We start from the raw sequence: 19,940 nt of genomic DNA, 5'->3' as shown, positions 1-19,940 counted from the left end.
GGAGTCACCGCAGTCCGGCGAGCCGGGAGGCCACCTGCTCCAGGGTGGCCTCCCGGCCTGCGTACGGCGCCTGCGCCCGCGGCCAGTGCGTGATCACGTCGGTGAACCCGAGCTCCGCCGCGCGACCGGTCATCTCCTCGAACAGCTCCGCGCTCTCCAGCGAGAACCGGGGCGAGGAGTCCAGGTTGAGGTAGCGCGGGTACGCCGCCCCGTGGCGCGGGTCCCGCCCCACCCGCTCGAGCTCGGCCTCGAGCGTCGCACGGGCCGCGGCCAGGCCGTCGAACCACTCGTCCAGCGTCTGGGCCCGACCTCCGGTGGTGATCCAGCCGTCGCCGGTGCGCGCGGCGTACCGCAGCGACCGGGGTCCGTTGGCGGCCACCAGGAGCGGCACGTGACGCAGCGGCGGCAACGTGCGCGCGTCGCGCGCGCTGAACCAGCGGCCGTCGGCGTCGACGTGGTCCTCGCTGCGCAGCCGCACCAGCAGGTCGGTGAACTCCTGGAACCGGTCGACGCGCTCCCGCACGCTCAGGTCCTCGGCGCCCAGGATCCGCGAGTCCAGGTCGCCCCCGGTGCCGACGCCCAGCAGGAAGCGACCCCCCGAGACGTCGTCCAGCGACTGCACGTCGCGGTGCAGCGCGACGGGGTGCCGGAAGTTGGGCGAGGCCACGAACGTCCCCAGCCCGATCCGGCTGGTCACCAGTGCGGCGGCCGTCAGCGTGGGGGTGGTCCCGAACCACGGCGACTCCGGCAGCCCGCCCCACACCAGGTGGTCGTAGGTCCAGGCGTGGTCGAACCCCAGCTCCTCGGCGGCCCGCCACCGCGGCGCTGCCTCCGCCCACGGGAGGTCCGGCAGGATCGTCAGCCCGAATCGCATGGGGCTGAGCCTAGGAGTCCACGAAGTACGGCGACACCCGTCGCTCCCCGGGCACGTAGGGGAACGCCCAGTCCTCCCGGGCCACCCACGGCCGCCCCGGCTCGACGACGGAGCCGGTCAGCTCGAGGAGACGATCGGCGAGGCACGCCTGCGCCGCGTCCACGTCGAGCGTGCTGCCGGGCAGGCACAGCGAGACCCGCAGCCCCTCGACGAGGGCCTCCAGCCCGACCAGCGAGCTGGGCGGAACCCGGTGGTCGAGCGACCGCGCGAGCACGGCCAGCTGCTGCCGCCGCGGACCCTGCAACCACCGACCGACGGAGGGATCGGTCCGTCCCACCTCCAGCCAGCCCAGCCAGGTGCGGGTGGCCGGGAGGTCGTGGTGGTCGCGAGGCAGCACGCCCAGCGGACCGTGCTCGATGACCGCAGCCGTCAGCACCGTCGTGCGTGCCGTGGCCGAGACGTGGGCGCAGACGCGGACCAGTCGCTCTCGGTCCTGCAGGTGGTGCGTGATCGACGACGTGCTGATGCCGCTGGCCCGCGAGATCGCCCGCACGGTGAGCCCGGCCGGGCCCTGCTGCTCCAGGATCCGGTCGCACGCGGCGGCGAGCACGGCGGCGCGTTCGTCGCCGTCGATGAGGTGTGGCACGGGCTCGATGATGCCGCGCACCACCGACAGCTCTCCGCGGCACCTGGACGCCGGCGCAGCGACCCAGGACGGGAGCTCGCCGGCCGTCGATTGCGTTGGTGGGACGATCGTTCCAGCAAGCATCCTTGTCGGAACGGTCGTTCCGACAACGGAACGGACCCCTTGGAGGGTCGGCCGGTGAGCGGGGTGGTGAGGCTCACGACGAACCGCGGCACGGCCTGTGGCAGGCTTGCGGTCGAGCGATACCAGCTCGCGTGCTCTGGGGGCGGTGGAAATCCGCACCGGCGGTGAAAGTCCGCGACCCGGTCGTCTCCAGCGGCCGGTTGACCAGGTGGAACTCCTGGACCGACGGTCACAGTCCGGATGAGAAGCAGCACGCGGCGCCGCCCCGTCGGGGTGCGGTGCCGGGATTCCCCACGGCCGCGGGCACGACCCCGGAGGACCCCCGTCGTGAGATCCGAGCAGCAGGCCGGCGCCGAGCAGCGCGCGATGCGCCGTGCGCTCGACCTCGCGCAGTCGCCGGGCGTGCCGCTCGGGCCCAACCCACGCGTCGGGTGCGTGCTCCTCGACGACGAGGGTCAGGTCGTGGCCGAGGGCCACCACCGTGGTGCGGGCACCCCGCACGCCGAGGCCGCGGCGCTGACCGAGGCCGGCGCCGCCGCGGCCGGGACGACCGCGGTCGTGACCCTGGAGCCGTGCAACCACACCGGCCGTACCGGCCCGTGCACCGAGGCGCTGATCGCGGCCGGGGTGTGCCGGGTCGTGTTCGCCCAGCCCGACCCGAACCCGGTCGCGGCGGGCGGGGAGCGCCGGCTGCGCGACGCGGGGATCGAGGTCGACCTCGGGCTGCTGGAACGCGAGGCGCGGGCGGTCAACCGGGCGTGGACCTTCGCGCTGGAGCACCGCCGGCCGTTCGTCACCTGGAAGCTCGCCACCACGCTCGACGGCCGGAGCGCCGCGGCCGACGGCACCTCGCGATGGATCACCTCGAGGGCGTCGCGCGTGGACACCCACCGGCTGCGGTCGCGCTGCGACGTGGTGCTCGTCGGGACGGGAACCATCGAGGTGGACGACCCGCGGCTGACCGTCCGCGACGAGTACGACGAGGCGCTGGCCCACCAGCCGCTGCGCGCCGTCATGGGCCTGCGCGACGTCGCTGCGGGTGCGACGGTGCTCGACGGCGCGGCCGAGACGGTGCTGCTGCGCACCCGTGACCCCCGGGAGGCGCTGGCGGAGCTCCACGCCCGCGACCGGCGTCACGTCTTCCTCGAGGGCGGTCCGACCCTGGCGGCGGCGTTCCTCGCCGCGGGGCTGGTCGACGAGGTGGTGGCCTACGTCGCGCCGACCTTCCTGGGGGCCGGCCGCAGCGCGGTGGGCGACCTGGGCATCACCACGATCGGCGATGCGTTGCACCTGCGGGTCGAGGACGTGACCGTCCTCGGCTCGGGCGAGCAGACCGACGTACGGCTCACCCTGACTCCCGCCCACCGCGGCGGACCTACCGAGAAGAGGGACTAGATGTTCACCGGCATCGTCGAGGAGCTCGGCTCCGTCGTCGCCCTGGAGGACCAGGGCGACGCCGTGCGCCTGACCGTCCACGGACCCGTCGTCACCGACGACGCGGGGCTGGGGGACTCCATCTCGGTCAACGGCTGCTGCCTGACGGTGGTGAGCAACCAGGACGGCGCGTTCACCGCCGACGTGATGCGCGAGACCCTGGACAAGACCTCGCTCGGGGCCCTCGAGCCGGGTGCCCGCGTCAACCTGGAGCGCGCGGTCACCCCGGCCACGCGGCTCGGCGGCCACATCGTGCAGGGCCACGTGGACGGCACCGGGACGATCGTGTCCCGCACTCCGAGCGAGCACTGGGAGGTCGTGGAGGTCTCGCTCCCCGCCGACCTCGAGCGCTACCTCGTGCCCAAGGGCTCCATCACCGTCGACGGCATCTCGTTGACCGTGGTCGAGGTCCGCGCGGAGTCCTTCACCGTGAGCCTGATCCCCGAGACCCTCGCCCGCACCACCCTCGGTGCGCGGCAGCCCGGCGAGACCGTCAACCTCGAGGTGGACGTGATCGCGAAGTACGTCGAGAAGATGGTGAAGCAGTGAGCGACACGCCTGTGGGCAACAAGATCAGGCTCGACAGCATCGAGGAGGCGATCGCCGACATCGCCGCGGGCAAGGCGGTCGTGGTCGTCGACGACGAGGACCGCGAGAACGAGGGCGACATCATCTTCGCCGCGTCCAAGGCGACGCCCGAGCTGATGGCCTTCACCATCCGTCACTCCAGCGGGGTGATCTGCGTGCCGATGCCGGCCGAGATGCTCGACCGGCTCGAGATCCCGCTGATGACGCCGCACAACAAGGACAAGCTGCGCACGGCGTACACGATCAGCGTGGACGCCCGCGACGGCGTCTCGACCGGCATCTCGGCCGCCGACCGGGCGCACACCGCGCGGGTGCTGGCCGACTCCGCGACCGAGCCGTGGGAGCTGACCCGCCCGGGCCACGTGTTCCCGCTGCGCTACCGCGAGGGCGGGGTGCTGAACCGCCGCGGTCACACCGAGGCCGCGGTCGACCTCGCGCGGATGGCCGGCCTGACGCCGGCCGGCGTGCTGGTCGAGATCGTCAACGACGACGGCACCATGAAGCGCGCCCCCGAGATCCGCGAGTTCTGCGACGAGCACGGCCTGAAGATGATCTCGATCGAGCAGATGGTCCACCACCGGCGTCGCACGGAGACGCACGTGGTCCGCGAGGCGGTCACCCGGCTGCCCACCAGCCACGGCGACTTCACCGCCTACGGCTACCGGATCACCGTCGACGGGAGCGAGCACGTCGCGCTGGTGCACGGCGACCCCGCGTCCCTGGGGGACGGGCCGGTGCTGACCCGCGTGCACAGCGAGTGCCTGACCGGCGACGTCTTCGGCTCCGAGCGCTGCGACTGCGGTCCGCAGCTGGCCGAGGCGATGGACAAGATCGTCGCCGAGGGCCGGGGCGTGGTCGTCTACCTCCGCGGCCACGAGGGACGGGGGATCGGCCTGCTGGCCAAGCTGCAGGCCTACCAGCTGCAGGATGGCGGCCGGGACACCGTCGACGCCAACCTCGACCTCGGGCTGCCGGCCGACGCCCGCCACTACGGCGCGGCGACCCAGATCCTGCGCGACCTCGGGGTCAGCGAGGTGCGGCTGCTGACCAACAACCCGGACAAGACCTCGGGCCTGGAGTCGTACGGCGTGCACGTCGCCGAGCGGGTGGCGCTCACGCCCCACCCCAACGACCACAACCTGGCCTACCTGATGACCAAGCGCGACCGGATGGGCCACCAGCTCGACGGCCTCGACCTCGGCCCCACCCCCACCGACGAAGGAGCGCACCTGTGAGCGGACACGGCAGCCCCACCGACCAGCCCGTCGACTGCAGCGACCTCCGCGTCGCAGTGGTGGCGAGCAGCTGGCACGACCAGGTCATGGGCGGGCTCGTCGCCGGGGCGGAGCGTGCCCTGGTGGCCTACGCCGTCACCGACTACCGCCTCGTGCACGTGCCCGGCTCCTTCGAGCTCCCGGTGGTCGCCCAGGCGCTGGCGGCGGGAGGCTACGACGCGGTGGTCGCCCTCGGCGTGGTGATCCGTGGCGGCACCCCCCACTTCGACTTCGTCTGCACCGCCGCGACCGACGGGCTCAACCGCGTGGCGCTGGACACCGGTGTCCCCGTCGGCTTCGGCCTGCTGACCTGCGACACCGAGCAGCAGGCCCTCGACCGCGCGGGCCTGGAGGGCAGCGCCGAGGACAAGGGCTACGAGGCCACCGCTGCTGCGCTGCACACCGCCCGCACGCTGCGCTCCCTGGCCGGCTGACGGGAACCCGCCGCCAAGGCGGAAACGGGCACCCGAGGGGTGCGGTTCTCCTACCCTGGTCGCATGACCGAGGGAACGCAGGCGGAGGTCGGACCGACCCGCGGAGCGGACGGCGACGACGCAGCCGAGAGGCGACGGGCCGGTGCGGTCGCGGCCGCCCGGGCCGAGCGGTGGCAGCTGCTCATCCGGGTGGCCCCGTTCTTCGTCCTGTTCTACGGCTTCGTGCCGTTCCAGATCTACCTGCTCAGCCTGGGTGACGCCTGGGGCGAGATGGGCTGGGGCGTGCCGCTGACCGTGGTCGGGGCGGTGCTGTTCACGCTCGGCTTCCGCAAGCGGCTCCAGCGCGTGAACCACGTGCTGCGTGGCGGGGAGCAGCGCACGGGGGGCTGGGGCCTGATCAGCCTGGCGCTGGTCTGCACGCTCGTCGGCTTCGCGGGACCGTTCTGGGTCAACGGCGCGGTCAACGGCTGAGCCGCAGCGGCTCACGACACGGGGGGACTTGGTGGGGGACCACTTCGACGTGGACGACGCCGGACTGGCGAACGTCCAGAACGCGATCGACCTGCAGGCGCAGGAGCTGGGGAGCATCGGCTCGTTCGTCGACGGCAACTGCAGCCACCTGGATGCCTTCAGCGGCTTCCTGTCGCTCTTCGCCGGGTCCTACGGCGAGGCGCTGGCGACGATGAGGCAGAGCCTCGACGACTCCGTGGAGGCCGCCACCGCCCGGGCGCAGGCGATGGCCGCGACGCGCGGCGACTACTCCACGGTGGACTCGCGGGTGCACGGCTCGCTCCACACCCTCGGGGCCCAGGTCGGGCCGGCCACCCAGGACCTCGGCGGCGGGGACACACCGACCATGCCGGCGCCGTACGGTGCGACCAGCTCGGGGGTCTCGGGCGTCTTCGGCACCGGGCTGCTGGACGGCGACGGCATCCCGCTCCCGCGCGACCCCTCCACAGGTCTGCCCGGCATCCCCGACAACGGGAGCCCGCTCTCCCCCCTCGACGTCGTGGACCAGGGCCTCAACGTCGTCGAGTCCGGCAACGACCTCGGCGAGGCCCAGGACACCCGCGACGACATCGGCGACTTCCTCGAGGAGAACGCGTCGTGACCATCACCCTGACCCACCGTTCGCCCGACCTGTACGCCGCCGAGATGAGCGGCGCCGAGGGTGAGCTGATCGAGTCGCTCCGCGACAAGTGCGGCATCGTCATCGGGGCCATCGACTGGGTGGCGCGCAAGGTCGGCTTCGACCTGATCGGGTCGATCTTCGACCCCATCGCCGGCGGCTTCGGCACGGTCGACTCGATGGCGGCCTCGTGGGCCACCACCGGGCGGGCACTGGAGGACATCGCGGCCAACTACGAGCAGATGGTGCAGCAGATCCCCGGGGGCTGGACGGGTGACGCCGCGGAGGCCTGCTGCGCCAACCTGGCCGCCGTCGCGGAGGCGCACGGGGTCCAGGGCGAGGCGTGCGTCCTGATGGCGCAGCAGCTGCAGAGCATGCTCGAGGCGACCCGGGTCACCTGCGAGCTGATCGCGGAGACGCTCAGCCTGGTCGACGAGATCGTCCTCTCCTTCGGGGTCACCAAGCTGCTCAAGGAGGTCGTGACCGGCGGGGCCACCATCCGCCGCGTGGCCACCCTGCTGATGAAGGCCATCGACTACGTGCAGGACCTGCAGAAGCTGATCCCGAACCTGCTGCGGGCCGCGGCGCTGCTGTCCTCGATGCTCAAGGCGCTCCACCTCTCCTTCAGCTTCGCCGCCGGCGCCACCGAGTACAGCAACGCCCAGCAGGTCGACGAGGTCGCGGAAGCAGGTGCCGGATGAGCAGCAGGGAGACGAGCCGTCAGGAGCTGGAGCGGCTGCGCGCGCTCGTGGCCGACTCGCGCGAGCAGGTCGAGCAGCTGCGCACGCGTGCCGCCGCGGAGCGGGAGCAGCTCGCCCAGCTGCGCGACCAGGTGCGGCGCGAGAACAAGGAGGCCGAGGAGGAGGCGGCCCGCGCCGACCGCGACGGGGAGAACGGCAAGGCCCGGGCCGAGCTGCGGCGTCGCCTCGACGCGCGGCAGACGGACTGGCACCGCGTCATGACCGGTCAGGACACCCACTGGAGCGCGGTCCAGGTCCGCGCCGAGATCGTGAAGGACGTGGACCGCGGCGTCGCCACGGCCCGGGCGCAGGACCCGGTCTTCGCCCAGGAGATGGACGACCGGCTCGCTCGTCGGCAGCGCTGAGCCGCCGCCCCGGGTCGCCGGTCGACGAGGCGGGGAGGGGGGCCGCGCCGCGACCTCGTAGGCTGGAGCGTGATGAAGACGTTCGAGGAGCTCTGGACCGAGCTCAGTGACAAGGCAGCCCAGCGACCCGAGGGGTCCGGCACCGTCGCCGCCCTCGACGCCGGGGTCCACACCATCGGCAAGAAGCTGGTGGAGGAGGCGGCGGAGTCGTGGATGGCGGCCGAGCACGAGGGCCCCGAGCGGACCGCCGAGGAGCTGAGCCAGCTGCTCTACCACGCCCAGGTGCTGATGCTCGCGAGCGGGCTCACCCTCGACGACGTCTACGCCCACCTGTGAGCGCCCCCACGAACGGCACGCCGCCGCTGCGGATCGCCATCCCCAACAAGGGCTCGCTGTCGCAGTCGGCGACCGAGATGCTGCGCGAGGCGGGCTACCGCCAGCGCAGCGACACCAAGCAGCTGACCGTCCTGGACGCCGAGAACAACGTCGAGTTCTTCTACCTCCGGCCGCGCGACATCGCGCTCTACGTCGGCGAGGGCACCCTCGACGTCGGCATCACCGGCCGCGACCTCCTGCTCGACTCGGGGGCCGACGCCGACGAGGTGCGCGAGCTCGGGTTCGGCCGCTCCCGCTTCCGGTTCGCCGCCCGTCCGGGCACGCTGACCTCGGTGCAGGACCTCGGCGGGAAGCGCATCGCCACGTCCTACGTCGGGGTGGTACGCCGCCACCTCGAGGCCCACGGGCTCGAGGCCGAGGTGATCCGCCTCGACGGGGCCGTCGAGACCAGCATCCAGCTCGGCGTCGCCGACGTCATCGCCGACGTCGTGGAGACCGGGAGCACGCTGCGTGCCGCCGGGCTCGAGGTCTTCGGCGAGGTGATCCTGGAGTCCGAGGCGGTGATGATCACCCAGGCCGGCAAGCCGTCGCTGCCGGCCGGCTTCGAGGTGTTCACGCGTCGCCTCGACGGCGTCCTGGTGGCCCGCGGCTACGTGATGATGGACTACGACATCGACCGCGAGCACCTGCAGGACGCGGTCGCGCTCACCCCCGGGCTGGAGGGGCCGACGATCTCGCCGCTCCACCGCGAGGACTGGGTCGCCGTGCGGGCCATGGTGCCGCGCGACGGGGCGCAGCTGCTGATGGACGAGCTCTGGGCCATCGGGGCCCGGGCGATCCTGCTGACCGACATCCATGCCTGCCGGCTCTAGGGCCCCCGCCCTCCCGCACACCTGGCGCCCGCTCGGCGCCCGGGTGGCGGTCTACGTCTTCGGCGGGCTGCTGCTCGTCGTGCTGGCGGTGACCTGGTTCGCGTTGGGCGAGGAGGTCCGGGCCACCTTCTCGGTGCTCCAGCGGATCACGCTGGTGATCCTCGGGCTGATGCTCTTCGCCTGCTACCACGCGCTGATCCGCTCGCGGGTCGTCGCGACCGACGTCGGGCTGACCGTGGTCAACGGCTACCGCACCCGGCGCTACGAGTGGTCGCAGATCCTCGCCGTCCAGCTCGGGCGGGGCGCCCCGTGGGGCACCCTCGACCTCTCCGACGGCGAGACGGTCTCGATGATCGGCGTCCAGGGGAGCGACGGCGACCGCGCCCGCCGGGCGGTGCGGGAGATCCGCGCCTGCGTCGACGAGCACACCCCCGCCGCCTGAGTAGGGTCGCCGGGTGGACGACCTGACGACCCGGCCGATGACCGTCGACGACGCCCCCGCGGTGCAGCGCCTGCTGGTCGCGCTCGAGGCCGCGGACCGGACCGAGGAGCACTACTCGGTCGAGGACGTCCTGGAGGAGCTCGCGAACCCGATGACCGGGCCCGAGGACTGGCTGCTGGTCGAGCGGGCCGGGGAGCTGGTCGCGATGTCGCGGCTGCTGCCCCGCGCGCCCACGGGCTACCAGCTGCTGGTCTCGGTCGACGGCGGCGTCCACCCCGACCACCGGCGGCAGGGCATCGGCGGTCGTCTCTTCGCGCAGTTGGTCCGACGGGCCGAGGACCACGTCGCCGAGCGGGGCTCGTTCGAGCCCGTGCTGAGCGCGACCGCGCCCTCGGACCAGCCCGGGTTCGCCGAGCTGGTCGGCGCCTCGGGGTTCGTCCCCGACCGCTACGAGTTCCTGATGCGCGCCGAGCTGGACGCCGAACCGGCCGAGCCGGTGCTGCCCGAGGGCTACACCGTCTCCAGCTGGGAGGGCGTCGACCCCGAGGAGCTGCGGGCGGCGCACAACGTCGCCTTCGTCGGCCACCCCGGCTCGTCACCGTGGAGCGCCCCGATGTGGGCGCAGTGGGTCAGCGGCAGCCGGTCGCACCGCCCCGGCCTCAGCGTTCTGGTGCGCGACGCGTCCGGCGCGGTCGCGGCGTACCTCCAGACCAACGAGTGGGACGCGGTGGCCGAGCTCACCGGGCGGCGGGAGACCTACGTCGCCAAGGTCGGCACGCTGCCCGACCACCGTCGCCGCGGGCTGGCCGCGGCGATGCTGCTCACGGCGCTGCGCCGCCACCGCGAGGACGGCGTGGCGACGGTCGGGCTCGACGTCGACAGCCAGAACCCCACCGGGGCGCTGGGCGTCTACGAGGCCGTCGGGTTCGAGGTACGCCGGCGCTGGACGACCTACCGACGCCCCTGAGGCGCCGCGGCTCAGACGTGGCCGGAGAGCTGCGCCATCCGCGCCTCGAGGGTGCGCAGGTAGGTGTCGCGCTGCTTGGCCGAGACCGGTGACCCCTTCTCGAGGTGGCTGCACACCGGCAGCACGTCGATCGAGAGCCGGGCCGCGCCGGCCAGGGCCCGCAGCTCGTCGAGCCGGTCACCGAACGGGGTGCCGCTGCCCGGCGAGTAGGACCGCACGACCTCCTCGACGTCGTCGTGGAACAGGTCGACCTTGGTCACCACGACCACCAGCCAGGTCGGCCGGTCGCGGCGTACGGCCATGGACGCGATCCGGTGCGCGGTGACGGTCCAGTCCTCCAGCTCGCGGGCGAGCTGCTCGTCGCGGTGCACGGTGGCCGCGCCGGTGGTCCCGGCCGTACGCCGCCCCGTGGCGTGACCGTGCGCCACCACGTGCAGCACCCCGTCGACCGGCTCGTCGTGGAAGACCTCGTCGAGGGCGCCGAGCCGGGTCGCGGCGTTCTCGCCCGGGACGACGCGGAACCGGAACCCGGTGAGCCGACGACCGCGGCGCACCCGGTGCTCCATCACCGCCGACCCCGACTCGGCCAGCGCCTCGGGCGTGCGCGGCCCCGAGTGGCCGGTCAGGGTGTCGACCAGCTCGGTCTTGCCGACGCCGGTCATGCCGGTGACCGCGACCGTGGGGAAGCGGCGCTTGAGCACGCCCGTGACCCGCTCGCGGCCGCGGGACAGGGCGTGGGGGAGGGCGCGCACGCCGCGGGGTCGTCGCTCAGCCATCGGGCCAGCCTAGGGAGTCGGCCGGCACGCTGCCGTCCCGCCCGTCGACCCGGAGGTCGGCCCGCTCCCGGGTGCGGTCGCGCGCGAACAGCGTTGCCTCCTGGCGGGCCCAGCGCTCCCAGTGCGGGGCGAAGGCGTCGCCGTCGCGGTCCAGGCCACGGCGCAGCCGCAGGTCGTGCGGCGCCTCGACCCACACCAGCAGGGTCGTCAGGTCCGCGCAGCGCGGGGCTCCGCTGCCGACGCCCTCGACGACCAGCAGCGGCGACGGGGGCACCTCGACCGTCCCGCCCCAGCGGTCGGCGTGCCAGTCCCAGCGCCGGTGCCGGCCCGCCCCGCCGTCGGCCATCGGGCGCAGCAGCGCCTCGAGGTGGTCGGCGACGCGGGCCAGCCCGTCCCAGCCCTCCAGCAGGTCGTCGAGGTGCACGACCGCGGCTCCCGGCGTCGCGGCCGCCACCGCCGTCGCCAGCGTGGTCTTGCCCGACCCGGCGGGCCCGTCGACGCACAGCAGCCGACCGGGGCCCAGGGTCGGGTCGCGCTCGGCGAGCGCCACCAGCACCCGGGGGACGGCGGCGCCCGTCACGGCACCGCCCGCCGGACCCGTCACCAGGCCAGCCCGAGCCCGCGGTAGGACGGCGCCGACTCCTCGACCACCTCGCCGCGCACCAGGTGGACGACGTCGGTGTGCTCCATCAGCTCCCCGGACTTGGCGTGCCGGAACCACACCCGGTCGCCGATCCGCAGCGCGTCGGCCGCGGGACCGGTCAGCGGGGTCTGCACCTCGCCGGCGCCCTCGGCGGCGCTCAGCGCCAGCCCGGGGGGTGCCCAGGGCAGGGGGGCGCGGTCGCGTCCGGTGGCCCCGCTGGCGACGAAGCCGCCGCCGGCCACGGTGACGGTCCCGGGGGCGGGGCGGCGTACGACGGGGACGGCGAAGAACGCCGCCGGGCGGGGCTCGAAGGACCGGTAGTGGTCGAACAGGCCCGGCACCAGCAGCCCGGAGCCCGCGGCCACCTCGGTGACGACCGGGTCGGCGGCCGCCTCCGCCACGTCGCCGGAGCCGCCGGCGTTCCACAGCTCGAGCGGTCCGCCGACGGCCTCCCGCAGCGCGTCGGCGAGGGCGGCACGGCGGGAGGCGAGCTGGTCGAGCGAGACCCGCTTGACCCGGCGTACGACGGCCGAGCGGAGCCGCTGACCGGGCACGTCGTCGGGAAGCCCCGCCACCTGGCCCTCGTAGGTCATCGCCCCGACGACGGTGAGCCCACGCCCGACCGCCTCGTGGGCCAGCGCGACCACGTCGGCGACCTCGCGCAGCGGCGAGCGGCGCGGCCCCAGGTGCACCGGGTGCACCCGGTCCAGCCGGGGCGGGTGGTAGGCCGCGTCGACGTCGAGCGCCACCCGCACCGGCCGGTCGGCGGCGGCACCCGCGGCCCGCAGCAGGTCGAGGTGGGCGCGGTCGTCGACCACGAGCGTGATCGACGCCCGGGCGCGCTCGTCGGCGACCAGCCGTGCCAGCGCGCCACGGTCGACGGTGGGGTAGGCGAGCAGCACGTCGTCGGTGACGCCCTCGCCCACCAGCCACAGCGCCTCGCGCAACGTGTAGGCCATCACCCCGGCGAAGCCCGGCCGGGCCAGCACGCGAGTGAGCAGCGCGGGCACGCGGACGCTCTTGGAGGCCACCCGCAGCGGCGTGCCGTCGGCGCGGTGCACCAGGTCGTCGGCGTTGGCCTCGAGGGCGTCGAGGTCGACCACCACGAGCGGCGAGCGCGGGTCGTCGAGACCGTCGAGGGCCCGGTCGAGCCGTCGGCCCAGCCGGGCCCGTGCCGCACGGGTCGCGTCGGCCGGGGCCACGCTCAGATGCCGTGCTTCTTCAGGATCGCCTCGATGTCGTCCATGTCGTCGAGGTCGCTCTCGTGCCTGGCCGTCCCACGCCTCGGGGCCTTCGGGGCCTTCGAGGCCTTCGAGGCCCTCGCGGGCGTCGCCGCCGGCGGGTACACGGTGGTCGGCGCCGGCTCGGTCGCTCCGACGGCCCGTCGGTCGCGGGTCCCGACGCCGCGGTCGCGGGTCCCGACGCCGCGCGAGCGCATCGCGCCCGAGACCACGAAGAGCAGCACCGCGACGCCGGCCACGACGATGCCGGTCCAGACGGTGGGGGAGAGCACGAGCCGGGTGGCCCACCGGGTGACGTCCTCGACGATCGCCACGGCCAGCCGCAGCGTCCCGGTCAGCCAGGCGGCGACCGGCAGCAGCGTCCAGGCCAGCCCGCGCAGCCCCGCGGCCGCGCCGCGACGGCGCCAGGCCACCCACGACAGCACCGCGCCGAGGACCGTCAGCGTCAGCGCGAGGGCGGCCCAGGTCGTGGAGTCGAGGGTGCCGGCGGGGTCCATGGGGCCCAGCCTACGAGCCGGGCCGGGAGGGCTGGGAGGATCCAGGCGTGCGAGAGATCCCCGATCCCGGCTTCGCGGGCGACGACGGTGCGGTCGACGTCGAGGTGGCGGCCGCCCTCACGTCGTACGACGCGGCGCCCGGCGACCGCACCCGCGCGCTGGCCGCCACCGCCGCCCTCCAGGACTCCCGGGTGCTGGTGCCCGTCGTGGCCGTGCTCGGCGAGGTCGAGCACGACGACCGGGGACTGGCCCACGACAAGAGCAGCGACATGGCCGCGGTGCTGATGACCGGGCGCGACGGCCGCACCGCGCTGCTGGCCTTCACCGGCAGCGCCCCGATGGCGCGGTGGGACCCCGCGGCCCGACCGGTGCCGGTGAGCCTGGCCGACGCCGCCGCGTCCGCCGTCCAGGACGGCGCCGCCGCCCTGCTGGTCGACGTGGCGGGCCCCGTGCTGTTCGCCGTGGAGGGCGACGACCTGGCCCGGCTGGCCGCTGGTGAGCGGCTGCTGCGGCTCGCCGACGGTGGCTGGGGCTGGGCCGGCACGGCCTGATGTGCATCTGGGGCGCCGGGACGGTATCCTCGTTTCCGACCGATCACGTCTGCCTGCTGTGAGGCGTGGTCCGACAAGCGGAGGCCTCCTCCCACCCGCACCGACCGTGCACCACCCCAGCTCCACCAGGTCGTCGGGTCCCGGTCACGAGCAGGGCCCATCCGTCGGTCGACGGCACGGGTCCTGGCCGTTCCCGTCCGAGGCTTCCGCGTGTCACGCGGGAGCCTCTCGTCGTCCCGGGCAGTTTTCGCCCGGCCAGCGCGTTCTCCTCGGGTCACACCACCAGACCGTCCCCAGGAGGACCTATCAGCACCGAGCTGCGCATCAACGACCGGATCCGCGTACCCGAGGTCCGGCTCGTGGGACCCAACGGCGAGACCGTGGGCATCGTCTCCACCGGCGACGCCCTGCGGCTGGCCCAGGAGGCCGACCTCGACCTGGTCGAGATCGCGCCGATGGGCCGACCCCCGGTCTGCAAGCTCATGGACTACGGCAAGTTCAAGTACGAGAACGCCCAGAAGGCCCGTGAAGCCCGCCGCAACCAGACCAACACCGTGATCAAGGAGATGAAGCTCCGGCCGAAGATCGACTCGCACGACTACGAGACCAAGAAGGGTCACGTCGTGCGGTTCCTCCGCCAGGGCGACAAGGTCAAGATCACGATCATGTTCCGCGGTCGCGAGCAGCACCGCCCCGAGCTCGGGTTCCGGCTGCTGCAGAAGCTGGCCGAGGACGTCACCGACCTCGGGTTCGTGGAGTCCTCGCCCAAGCAGGACGGCCGCAACATGACCATGGTCATCGGGCCCCACAAGAAGAAGTCCGAGGCCAAGGCCGAGGTCAAGGCCGAGAAGGTCGAGCGCGCCGCCGCGCTCGAGGCCGAGCGGGCCGAGGAGCACGCCGAGCGGAGCGCAGGTCGCGCCGCGCCGGGACCCAAGAAGGCGCGTGGTCGTTCGGAGAACCTCGACCCCGAGATCGAGGCCTGAGCACCGCCGCTCCACCCCCACGCTCCACCCCCAGCACGAGAGAAGGAAGAGACATGCCGAAGAACAAGACGCACTCCGGTGCCTCCAAGCGCTTCCGCGTCACCGGGACGGGCAAGATCCGCCGCGAGAAGGCGGGCCTGCGCCACAACCTGGAGAAGAAGGCCTCCAAGAAGACCCGTCGTCTGTCGGGCACCACCGAGGTGGCCAAGGCCGACGTCAAGACGGCCAAGAAGCTGCTCGGTCTCTGACTCGTCCGACCATCCCCGGGTGACGGTCCCACCGCCGCACCCACGCGTCGTACGACGACGCACCACGATCCACCGAAGGAGCAACACACATGGCACGCGTCAAGCGGGCGGTCAACGCCCAGAAGAAGCGTCGGGTCACTCTCGAGCGGGCCTCGGGCTACCGCGGGCAGCGCTCGCGCCTCTACCGCAAGGCCAAGGAGCAGGTCACCCACTCCCTGGTCTACAGCTACAACGACCGCCGCAAGAAGAAGGGCGACTTCCGCAAGCTGTGGATCCAGCGGATCAACGCTGCGGCGCGCGCCCAGGGCATGACCTACAACCGCTTCATCCAGGGCCTCAAGGCCGCTGAGGTCGAGGTGGACCGCAAGATCCTGGCCGACCTGGCCGTCAACGACGCGCCGGCCTTCGCCGCCCTCGTCGCGACCGCCAAGGCCGCCCTCCCCGAGGACGTCAACGCCCCGGCCTCGGCCTGAGCGTCCCCGCCCCACCGCAGCACCCCGACGTGGCGAGCTTCCAGCCCGACCGTGCACTGGCACGCAGCAGTGGACGCGTCAAGGCGGCCCGGAAGCTCGCCCGTCGTGCGTCCCGGGCCGAGCACGGGCTCTTCCTCGCCGAGGGCGAGAAGGCGCTGACCGAGGCGCTGCAGCGTGACCCCCGTGGCCCCGGCGGCGTGGCCGAGGTGTTCGCCACCCCGGCCGTGTCGGAGGCGCTGGCGCCGCTGCGCTCGGTCGCCGAGGCGGCCGGCGTGCGGTGGCTGCAGGCCGACGAGGACGCGGTCGCCTCGCTGAGCGGCGCCGTCAGCCCCCAGGGCGTGGTCGCGGTGTGCCGCGTGCTCGACGTCGGGCTCGACGAGGTCGTCGCCACCAGCGGCACCGTGGTGCTCTGCGCCGACGTGCGCGACCCGGGCAACGCCGGCACGGTGGTCCGCACCGCCGACGCCGCCGGGGCCACCGGCGTGGTGCTCGCCGGGTCGAGCGTCGACCCCTACAACGACAAGACCGTGCGGGCCACCGTCGGCTCGCTGTGGCACCTGCCGCTGGCGCTCGAGCCCGACCCCGCGGCCGCCGTGGCACGCCTGCAGGCCTCCGGGCGGCTGGTGCTGGCCGCCGACGGCGGCGGCGAGACCGACCTCTTCGACGCCGAGGACGCCGGCCTGCTCGACCACCCCGTCGCCTGGCTGCTCGGCAACGAGGCGTGGGGGCTGCCCGACGACCTGGCCGCGCTGGCCGACCACCGGGTCGCGATCCCGATCCTGGGTCGCGCCGAGAGCCTCAACCTCGCCACCGCCGCCGCCGTGTGCCTCTACGCCAGCGCCCGTCGCGCCTGAGCGACCGGACCCGCCCCCGCACCTGCACAGGACCTGCACACCGGCCACACCCGATCCGCGGCCCCACGCTCCTACGCTCGCCCCATGAGCAGCCGCCCCGCCACCGTTCTCGTCGTCGAGGACGAGCCGCTCATCAACGAGTCGGTGTGCCAGCGGCTGCGGGCCGAGGGACACCAGGTCGTCGCGGCGTACGACGGGCCGGGTGCCGTCGCCGCGCACGCGGAGCACCGGCCCGACCTGGTCGTGCTCGACGTGATGCTCCCCGGCTTCGACGGGCTGGAGGTGTGCCGGCGGATCCAGGCCACCACCCCGGTCCCGGTCCTGATGCTGACCGCCCGCGACGACGAGGCCGACGTGCTGGTCGGGCTCGGGGTCGGCGCCGACGACTACCTGACCAAGCCGTTCCGGATGCGCGAGCTGGTGGCCCGGGTGGCCGCGCTGCTGCGCCGGGTCGAGCGCGCCGCCGAGATCGCGTCCACGCCGAGCGACACCCTGGTCGTCGGCGGGCTGCGGCTGGACCCGGCGTCGCGCCGCGTGCAGGTCGAGGGCCACGAGGTCCACCTGACCCCGACCGAGTTCGACCTGCTGCAGGCGCTGGCCGCCGCGCCCGGCCACGTGCTGACCCGCGAACGCCTGCTGGCCGGCGTCTGGGGCTGGGAGGGGGGCGCCGGCGCCACCCGCACGGTGGACAGCCACGTCCGCTCGCTGCGGGCCAAGGTCGGCGCCGAGCGCGTGCGGACCGTCCACGGCGTGGGCTACGCCCTGGAGCCCCGATGAGCCGCGGGGGCTCGATCAAGCTCAAGCTGGGCCTGGTGGTGGTCGGCAGCGTCCTGGTGGCGGCCGTGCTCGCCACCCTGGGTGCCGGCTCCGTGCCGGCGTGGCTGTCGATCCCGGTGACCGTGGCGCTCGCCCTCGGGGTCAGCCAGCTGCTGGCGGCCGGGATGACCTCGCCGCTGCGGGCCATGACCGAGGCGGCCGGCCGGATGGCCGCGGGCGACTACACCGCGCGGGTCGGCTCCACCGCGACCGACGAGGTCGGCCGCCTGGCCCGTGCCTTCGACGCGATGGCCGGCGACCTCGCCACCCTCGACCGGCAGCGTCGCGACCTGGTGGCCAGCGTCTCCCACGAGCTGCGCACGCCGCTCACCGCGCTCGTCGCGGTCCTGGAGAACCTCGCCGACGGGGTGGTCGATCCCGACCCGCGGACCGTCCGCGGCGCGCTGCGCCAGGCCGAGCGGCTCTCCGACCTCGTCACCGACCTGCTCGACCTGTCGCGGGTCGACGCGGGCGTCGCGCCCCTGCGCCGCGAGACGCTGGCCTGGCGACCCCTGCTCGACGAGGCGGTCGCAGGCGCCGGCACCGCGTCGCTGGCCGCGTCCCGCGGCGTCCGGTTCGACGTCGTCGTCGAGCCCCCCGACCTCACCGCCCACGTCGACCCGCGTCGGCTGCACCAGCTGCTGACCAACCTGCTCGACAACGCCGCCCGGCACTCGCCGGCCGGGGGAGCGGTGCGGGTGCACGCGACGGCGCGGCCGGGCGGCGTACGCCTCGAGGTCTCCGACCGGGGCCCCGGCATCGCCGCCCAGGACCGCGACCGCGTCTTCGAGCGCTTCGGCACCGTCGCGGGCGACGCCACCGGCGGCACCGGCCTCGGGCTCGCGATCGCGCGCTGGGTGACCGACCTGCACGGCGGCCGGATCGCCGTGGTCGACCCCGAGCCGGGCGGGTCGGTCGGGTCGGGCCCGTCGGGACCCCCCGACCCCGTCGGTGCCCGCTTCCGGGTCGACCTGCCCACCGATCTCCCTGCGCCCCGCCGCCCCGTCGAGAGGACCTCCGTCATGCCCGCCCCCACGCCCTCGGCGCCCGTGCCGCACCCGCCCGCCCCCCGCCCCCCGGGGCCCGTCGCCGGAGCCCCGGTCGTCGGCGCCCCGGCCCCCGCTGTCCCGGGCGGCGGCCCGGGCGGCGGCTCGGGTGGCTCCGTCGCCGACGAGGTCTTCGGCGAGCTGTGGCGCGACCGCGGTGTCCCCGGCCGGTCCGGCGTCCTGCTCGCCGGGCTCGGCGTGGGCCTGCTCGCCGCCGTCTCGATGCCGTTGGCCGCGGTCGGCATCGGCGCCACCCTGGTGCTGCTCGCCTCCGGCCTGCTCGTGCTGCGGGTCGCGCCGCCCGGCCGGGACGCCTTCCGGTGGGGCTGCGCGCTGCTGTGTGTGGGCTTCGCCCTCGTGCTCGTGGTGCGCGACGCGCTGTGGGTCGGCACGCTGGGGCTGCTGGTCGCGGTGGTGCTCGTGACGGCCGCGTGCGTCGACGCCCGCAGCGTGCGGGGGCTGCTGCTGGGCGTGGTCGCGTGGCCGCTCGCCGGGCTGCGCGGGCTGCCGTGGCTGGGCCGGTGCGTCCGGACGCTGTCGGGCGCCGGGCAGGGGCTCGCGCTGGCCCGCACCGCGGTGCTCTCCCTCGCCGGGGTGCTCGTCTTCGGCCTGCTGTTCGCCAGCGCCGACGCGGTCTTCTCGTCGTGGTTCGACGCGCTGGTGCCCGACCTGGGCGGCAACCTGGTGCTGCGGATCTTCACCGGCGTGGCCGTCGCCGGCATCGTGCTCGCCGCGGCGTACCTCGGCCTCAACCCGCCGCGCGTCGAGCCGGTCGGACCCGCCCACCGGCGGCCGGTGGCCCGACGCTGGGAGTGGCTGGCCCCGGTGCTGCTCGTCGACGCCGTCTTCCTCGCCTTCCTGGCCGCCCAGGCGGCGGCCGTCCTCGGGGGCCACGACTTCGTGCAGCGCACCACCGGCCTGACCTACGCCGAGTACGTCCACCAGGGCTTCGCCCAGCTCACCGTCGCGACCGCGCTGACCCTCGTCGTGGTCGCGCTGGCCGCCCGCAAGGCGCCGCTGCTCGACCGTGCCGACCGGACCTGGCTGCGGGCCTCGACCGGCGCGCTGTGCGTGCTCACCCTGGTCGTGGTGGCCAGCGCGCTGCAGCGGATGTCGCTCTACACCGACGCCTACGGCCTGACCCGGCTGCGGCTGGTGGTCGTCGTGTTCGAGGTGTGGCTGGGCCTGGTGGTCCTCGGGGTGCTGGTGGCCGGGCTGCGGCTGCGCGGGGCCTGGCTGCCGCGGGCCGCGGTGCTGACCGGGGCCGCGCTCCTGCTCGGGCTCGCCGTGGCCAACCCCGACGCCGTGGTGGCGCGCACCAACCTCGACCGGTACGACGCGACCGGCAAGGTCGACGACCGCTACCTGCTCGGCCTCAGCGACGACGCCGTGCCCGTGCTGCTCGACCGGCGCCCCGAGCTGCTGCGGTGCGACGCGGACGCCGGCGCCCGCTGGGAGGACGACGCCGCCGACGTGAGCGTCTGGTCGGCCTGGAACCTCGGTCGTGCGCGGGCCGACCTGGCCCGCCTCGACCTCGACAGCCGCGCGGTCGGCGCGTGCCCGGTCGGGAGCACCTCCATCCCCTAGG

The 19,940-nt window shown here is 74.5% G+C and carries 25 protein-coding genes and 1 riboswitch; of the genes, 19 read left to right on the top strand and 6 right to left on the bottom strand.

The annotated features are described in order from the left end of the window. Positions 1 to 4: 4 nt before the first annotated feature. The gene (locus EDD33_RS10390) at positions 5 to 874 is read right to left on the bottom strand and encodes an LLM class flavin-dependent oxidoreductase (RefSeq protein WP_123390654.1); all 870 of its coding nucleotides are present in this window, start codon (positions 872 to 874) and stop codon (positions 5 to 7) included. A 10-nt stretch (positions 875 to 884) separates the two neighbouring features. Next, positions 885 to 1,520 (bottom strand): TetR family transcriptional regulator, encoded by a 636-nt coding sequence (locus tag EDD33_RS10385; RefSeq protein WP_170169782.1) that lies wholly within the window; start codon positions 1,518 to 1,520, stop codon positions 885 to 887. A gap of 250 nt (positions 1,521 to 1,770) precedes the next feature. Beyond that, a riboswitch (FMN riboswitch) is annotated at positions 1,771 to 1,901 on the top strand. Between the two features lie 108 nt (positions 1,902 to 2,009). On the opposite strand from EDD33_RS10385, the gene ribD reads away from it, so the two are divergent. The 12 genes from ribD to EDD33_RS10325 all read left to right on the top strand — a co-directional run bounded on the left by ribD (position 2,010) and on the right by EDD33_RS10325 (position 10,224). Continuing rightward, on the top strand, positions 2,010 to 3,038 hold the full coding sequence (gene ribD / locus EDD33_RS10380) for a bifunctional diaminohydroxyphosphoribosylaminopyrimidine deaminase/5-amino-6-(5-phosphoribosylamino)uracil reductase RibD (RefSeq protein WP_123393261.1): 1,029 nt from the start codon (positions 2,010 to 2,012) through the stop codon (positions 3,036 to 3,038). Further along, positions 3,039 to 3,626: a riboflavin synthase gene (locus EDD33_RS10375; protein WP_123390650.1), complete on the top strand. Its 588-nt coding sequence runs from the start codon at positions 3,039 to 3,041 to the stop codon at positions 3,624 to 3,626. It abuts the gene before it with no gap. Between the two features lie 11 nt (positions 3,627 to 3,637). Continuing rightward, a complete protein-coding gene (locus tag EDD33_RS10370) occupies positions 3,638 to 4,900 on the top strand; it encodes a bifunctional 3,4-dihydroxy-2-butanone-4-phosphate synthase/GTP cyclohydrolase II (RefSeq protein WP_123390649.1) in 1,263 nt (420 codons plus the stop codon). After that, complete coding sequence (gene ribH, locus EDD33_RS10365) at positions 4,897 to 5,373, top strand: 6,7-dimethyl-8-ribityllumazine synthase (RefSeq protein ID WP_123390647.1); 477 nt, start codon at positions 4,897 to 4,899, stop codon at positions 5,371 to 5,373. The genes EDD33_RS10370 and ribH overlap by 4 nt, the downstream gene beginning before the upstream one ends. A gap of 63 nt (positions 5,374 to 5,436) precedes the next feature. Beyond that, positions 5,437 to 5,844: a hypothetical protein gene (locus EDD33_RS10360; RefSeq protein WP_123390645.1), complete on the top strand. Its 408-nt coding sequence runs from the start codon at positions 5,437 to 5,439 to the stop codon at positions 5,842 to 5,844. Between the two features lie 49 nt (positions 5,845 to 5,893). After that, positions 5,894 to 6,484, top strand: coding sequence for a hypothetical protein (locus tag EDD33_RS10355; RefSeq protein ID WP_148077050.1), 591 nt, complete (start codon positions 5,894 to 5,896; stop codon positions 6,482 to 6,484). After that, positions 6,481 to 7,203, top strand: coding sequence for a WXG100 family type VII secretion target (locus EDD33_RS10350; protein WP_123390642.1), 723 nt, complete (start codon positions 6,481 to 6,483; stop codon positions 7,201 to 7,203). The genes EDD33_RS10355 and EDD33_RS10350 overlap by 4 nt, the downstream gene beginning before the upstream one ends. Further along, positions 7,200 to 7,607, top strand: coding sequence for a hypothetical protein (locus tag EDD33_RS10345; RefSeq protein ID WP_123390640.1), 408 nt, complete (start codon positions 7,200 to 7,202; stop codon positions 7,605 to 7,607). Before EDD33_RS10350 ends, EDD33_RS10345 begins: the two co-directional genes overlap by 4 nt. Positions 7,608 to 7,679: 72 nt before the next feature. Continuing rightward, positions 7,680 to 7,943 (top strand): phosphoribosyl-ATP diphosphatase, encoded by a 264-nt coding sequence (locus EDD33_RS10340; protein WP_123390638.1) that lies wholly within the window; start codon positions 7,680 to 7,682, stop codon positions 7,941 to 7,943. Further along, positions 7,940 to 8,815 (top strand): ATP phosphoribosyltransferase, encoded by an 876-nt coding sequence (gene hisG, locus EDD33_RS10335; RefSeq protein WP_281274152.1) that lies wholly within the window; start codon positions 7,940 to 7,942, stop codon positions 8,813 to 8,815. The genes EDD33_RS10340 and hisG overlap by 4 nt, the downstream gene beginning before the upstream one ends. After that, a complete protein-coding gene (locus EDD33_RS10330) occupies positions 8,799 to 9,257 on the top strand; it encodes a PH domain-containing protein (RefSeq protein WP_123390637.1) in 459 nt (152 codons plus the stop codon). The genes hisG and EDD33_RS10330 overlap by 17 nt, the downstream gene beginning before the upstream one ends. A 13-nt stretch (positions 9,258 to 9,270) precedes the next feature. Next, complete coding sequence (locus EDD33_RS10325) at positions 9,271 to 10,224, top strand: GNAT family N-acetyltransferase (protein ID WP_123390635.1); 954 nt, start codon at positions 9,271 to 9,273, stop codon at positions 10,222 to 10,224. Positions 10,225 to 10,235: 11 nt separating this feature from the next. Here EDD33_RS10325 and EDD33_RS10320 read toward each other — a convergent pair whose 3' ends face one another. The 4 genes from EDD33_RS10320 to EDD33_RS19770 are packed head-to-tail and all read right to left on the bottom strand — an operon-like array spanning position 10,236 to position 13,381. Further along, entirely contained in the window at positions 10,236 to 11,000 is a 765-nt protein-coding gene (locus EDD33_RS10320) for a GTPase domain-containing protein (protein WP_123390634.1), read from the bottom strand. After that, a complete protein-coding gene (locus tag EDD33_RS10315) occupies positions 10,993 to 11,604 on the bottom strand; it encodes a nucleoside/nucleotide kinase family protein (RefSeq protein ID WP_246003457.1) in 612 nt (203 codons plus the stop codon). The genes EDD33_RS10320 and EDD33_RS10315 overlap by 8 nt, the downstream gene beginning before the upstream one ends. After that, positions 11,601 to 12,845 carry an alanine racemase gene (locus tag EDD33_RS10310; protein ID WP_211332506.1) on the bottom strand — a complete coding sequence of 415 codons (1,245 nt, stop codon included), beginning with the start codon at positions 12,843 to 12,845 and terminating at the stop codon, positions 11,601 to 11,603. Before EDD33_RS10310 ends, EDD33_RS10315 begins: the two co-directional genes overlap by 4 nt. A gap of 2 nt (positions 12,846 to 12,847) precedes the next feature. Beyond that, the gene (locus tag EDD33_RS19770; protein WP_148077049.1) at positions 12,848 to 13,381 is read right to left on the bottom strand and encodes a hypothetical protein; all 534 of its coding nucleotides are present in this window, start codon (positions 13,379 to 13,381) and stop codon (positions 12,848 to 12,850) included. Between the two features lie 47 nt (positions 13,382 to 13,428). On the opposite strand from EDD33_RS19770, the gene EDD33_RS10305 reads away from it, so the two are divergent. The 7 genes from EDD33_RS10305 to EDD33_RS10275 all read left to right on the top strand — a co-directional run bounded on the left by EDD33_RS10305 (position 13,429) and on the right by EDD33_RS10275 (position 19,939). Beyond that, positions 13,429 to 13,932, top strand: a complete 504-nt coding sequence (locus EDD33_RS10305) for an SseB family protein (protein WP_123390632.1) — start codon at positions 13,429 to 13,431, stop codon at positions 13,930 to 13,932. Between the two features lie 305 nt (positions 13,933 to 14,237). Beyond that, positions 14,238 to 14,915 carry a translation initiation factor IF-3 gene (gene infC / locus EDD33_RS10300; RefSeq protein WP_170169907.1) on the top strand — a complete coding sequence of 226 codons (678 nt, stop codon included), beginning with the start codon at positions 14,238 to 14,240 and terminating at the stop codon, positions 14,913 to 14,915. A 53-nt stretch (positions 14,916 to 14,968) separates the two neighbouring features. Beyond that, the gene (gene rpmI, locus EDD33_RS10295; protein ID WP_056543250.1) at positions 14,969 to 15,163 is read left to right on the top strand and encodes a 50S ribosomal protein L35; all 195 of its coding nucleotides are present in this window, start codon (positions 14,969 to 14,971) and stop codon (positions 15,161 to 15,163) included. Between the two features lie 89 nt (positions 15,164 to 15,252). Next, positions 15,253 to 15,636 carry a 50S ribosomal protein L20 gene (gene rplT / locus EDD33_RS10290; RefSeq protein WP_123390630.1) on the top strand — a complete coding sequence of 128 codons (384 nt, stop codon included), beginning with the start codon at positions 15,253 to 15,255 and terminating at the stop codon, positions 15,634 to 15,636. Between the two features lie 29 nt (positions 15,637 to 15,665). Further along, positions 15,666 to 16,490, top strand: coding sequence for a TrmH family RNA methyltransferase (locus EDD33_RS10285; RefSeq protein ID WP_123390628.1), 825 nt, complete (start codon positions 15,666 to 15,668; stop codon positions 16,488 to 16,490). Between the two features lie 84 nt (positions 16,491 to 16,574). Further along, positions 16,575 to 17,267, top strand: a complete 693-nt coding sequence (locus EDD33_RS10280) for a response regulator transcription factor (protein ID WP_123390626.1) — start codon at positions 16,575 to 16,577, stop codon at positions 17,265 to 17,267. Next, positions 17,264 to 19,939: a DUF4153 domain-containing protein gene (locus tag EDD33_RS10275; RefSeq protein ID WP_123390625.1), complete on the top strand. Its 2,676-nt coding sequence runs from the start codon at positions 17,264 to 17,266 to the stop codon at positions 19,937 to 19,939. Before EDD33_RS10280 ends, EDD33_RS10275 begins: the two co-directional genes overlap by 4 nt. Position 19,940: the final 1 nt, after the last annotated feature.

Source organism: Nocardioides aurantiacus, assembly GCF_003752505.1.
Taxonomy (GTDB): domain Bacteria; phylum Actinomycetota; class Actinomycetes; order Propionibacteriales; family Nocardioidaceae; genus Marmoricola; species Marmoricola aurantiacus.
This window is presented reverse-complemented; position numbering and strand designations above follow the sequence as displayed.

What these genes read in the sequence shown, in the direction of transcription:
- EDD33_RS10390 (WP_123390654.1), bottom strand. Translation starts at nt 874, where the DNA reads ATGCGATTCGGGCTGACGATCCTGCCGGACCTCCCGTGGGCGGAGGCA.
- EDD33_RS10320 (WP_123390634.1), bottom strand. Translation starts at nt 11,000, where the DNA reads ATGGCTGAGCGACGACCCCGCGGCGTGCGCGCCCTCCCCCACGCCCTG.
- rplT (WP_123390630.1), top strand. Translation starts at nt 15,253, where the DNA reads ATGGCACGCGTCAAGCGGGCGGTCAACGCCCAGAAGAAGCGTCGGGTC.
- EDD33_RS10330 (WP_123390637.1), top strand. Translation starts at nt 8,799, where the DNA reads ATGCCTGCCGGCTCTAGGGCCCCCGCCCTCCCGCACACCTGGCGCCCG.
- EDD33_RS10340 (WP_123390638.1), top strand. Translation starts at nt 7,680, where the DNA reads ATGAAGACGTTCGAGGAGCTCTGGACCGAGCTCAGTGACAAGGCAGCC.
- rpmI (WP_056543250.1), top strand. Translation starts at nt 14,969, where the DNA reads ATGCCGAAGAACAAGACGCACTCCGGTGCCTCCAAGCGCTTCCGCGTC.
- EDD33_RS10345 (WP_123390640.1), top strand. Translation starts at nt 7,200, where the DNA reads ATGAGCAGCAGGGAGACGAGCCGTCAGGAGCTGGAGCGGCTGCGCGCG.
- EDD33_RS10275 (WP_123390625.1), top strand. Translation starts at nt 17,264, where the DNA reads ATGAGCCGCGGGGGCTCGATCAAGCTCAAGCTGGGCCTGGTGGTGGTC.
- EDD33_RS10360 (WP_123390645.1), top strand. Translation starts at nt 5,437, where the DNA reads ATGACCGAGGGAACGCAGGCGGAGGTCGGACCGACCCGCGGAGCGGAC.
- EDD33_RS19770 (WP_148077049.1), bottom strand. Translation starts at nt 13,381, where the DNA reads ATGGACCCCGCCGGCACCCTCGACTCCACGACCTGGGCCGCCCTCGCG.
- ribD (WP_123393261.1), top strand. Translation starts at nt 2,010, where the DNA reads ATGCGCCGTGCGCTCGACCTCGCGCAGTCGCCGGGCGTGCCGCTCGGG.
- EDD33_RS10375 (WP_123390650.1), top strand. Translation starts at nt 3,039, where the DNA reads ATGTTCACCGGCATCGTCGAGGAGCTCGGCTCCGTCGTCGCCCTGGAG.
- EDD33_RS10280 (WP_123390626.1), top strand. Translation starts at nt 16,575, where the DNA reads ATGAGCAGCCGCCCCGCCACCGTTCTCGTCGTCGAGGACGAGCCGCTC.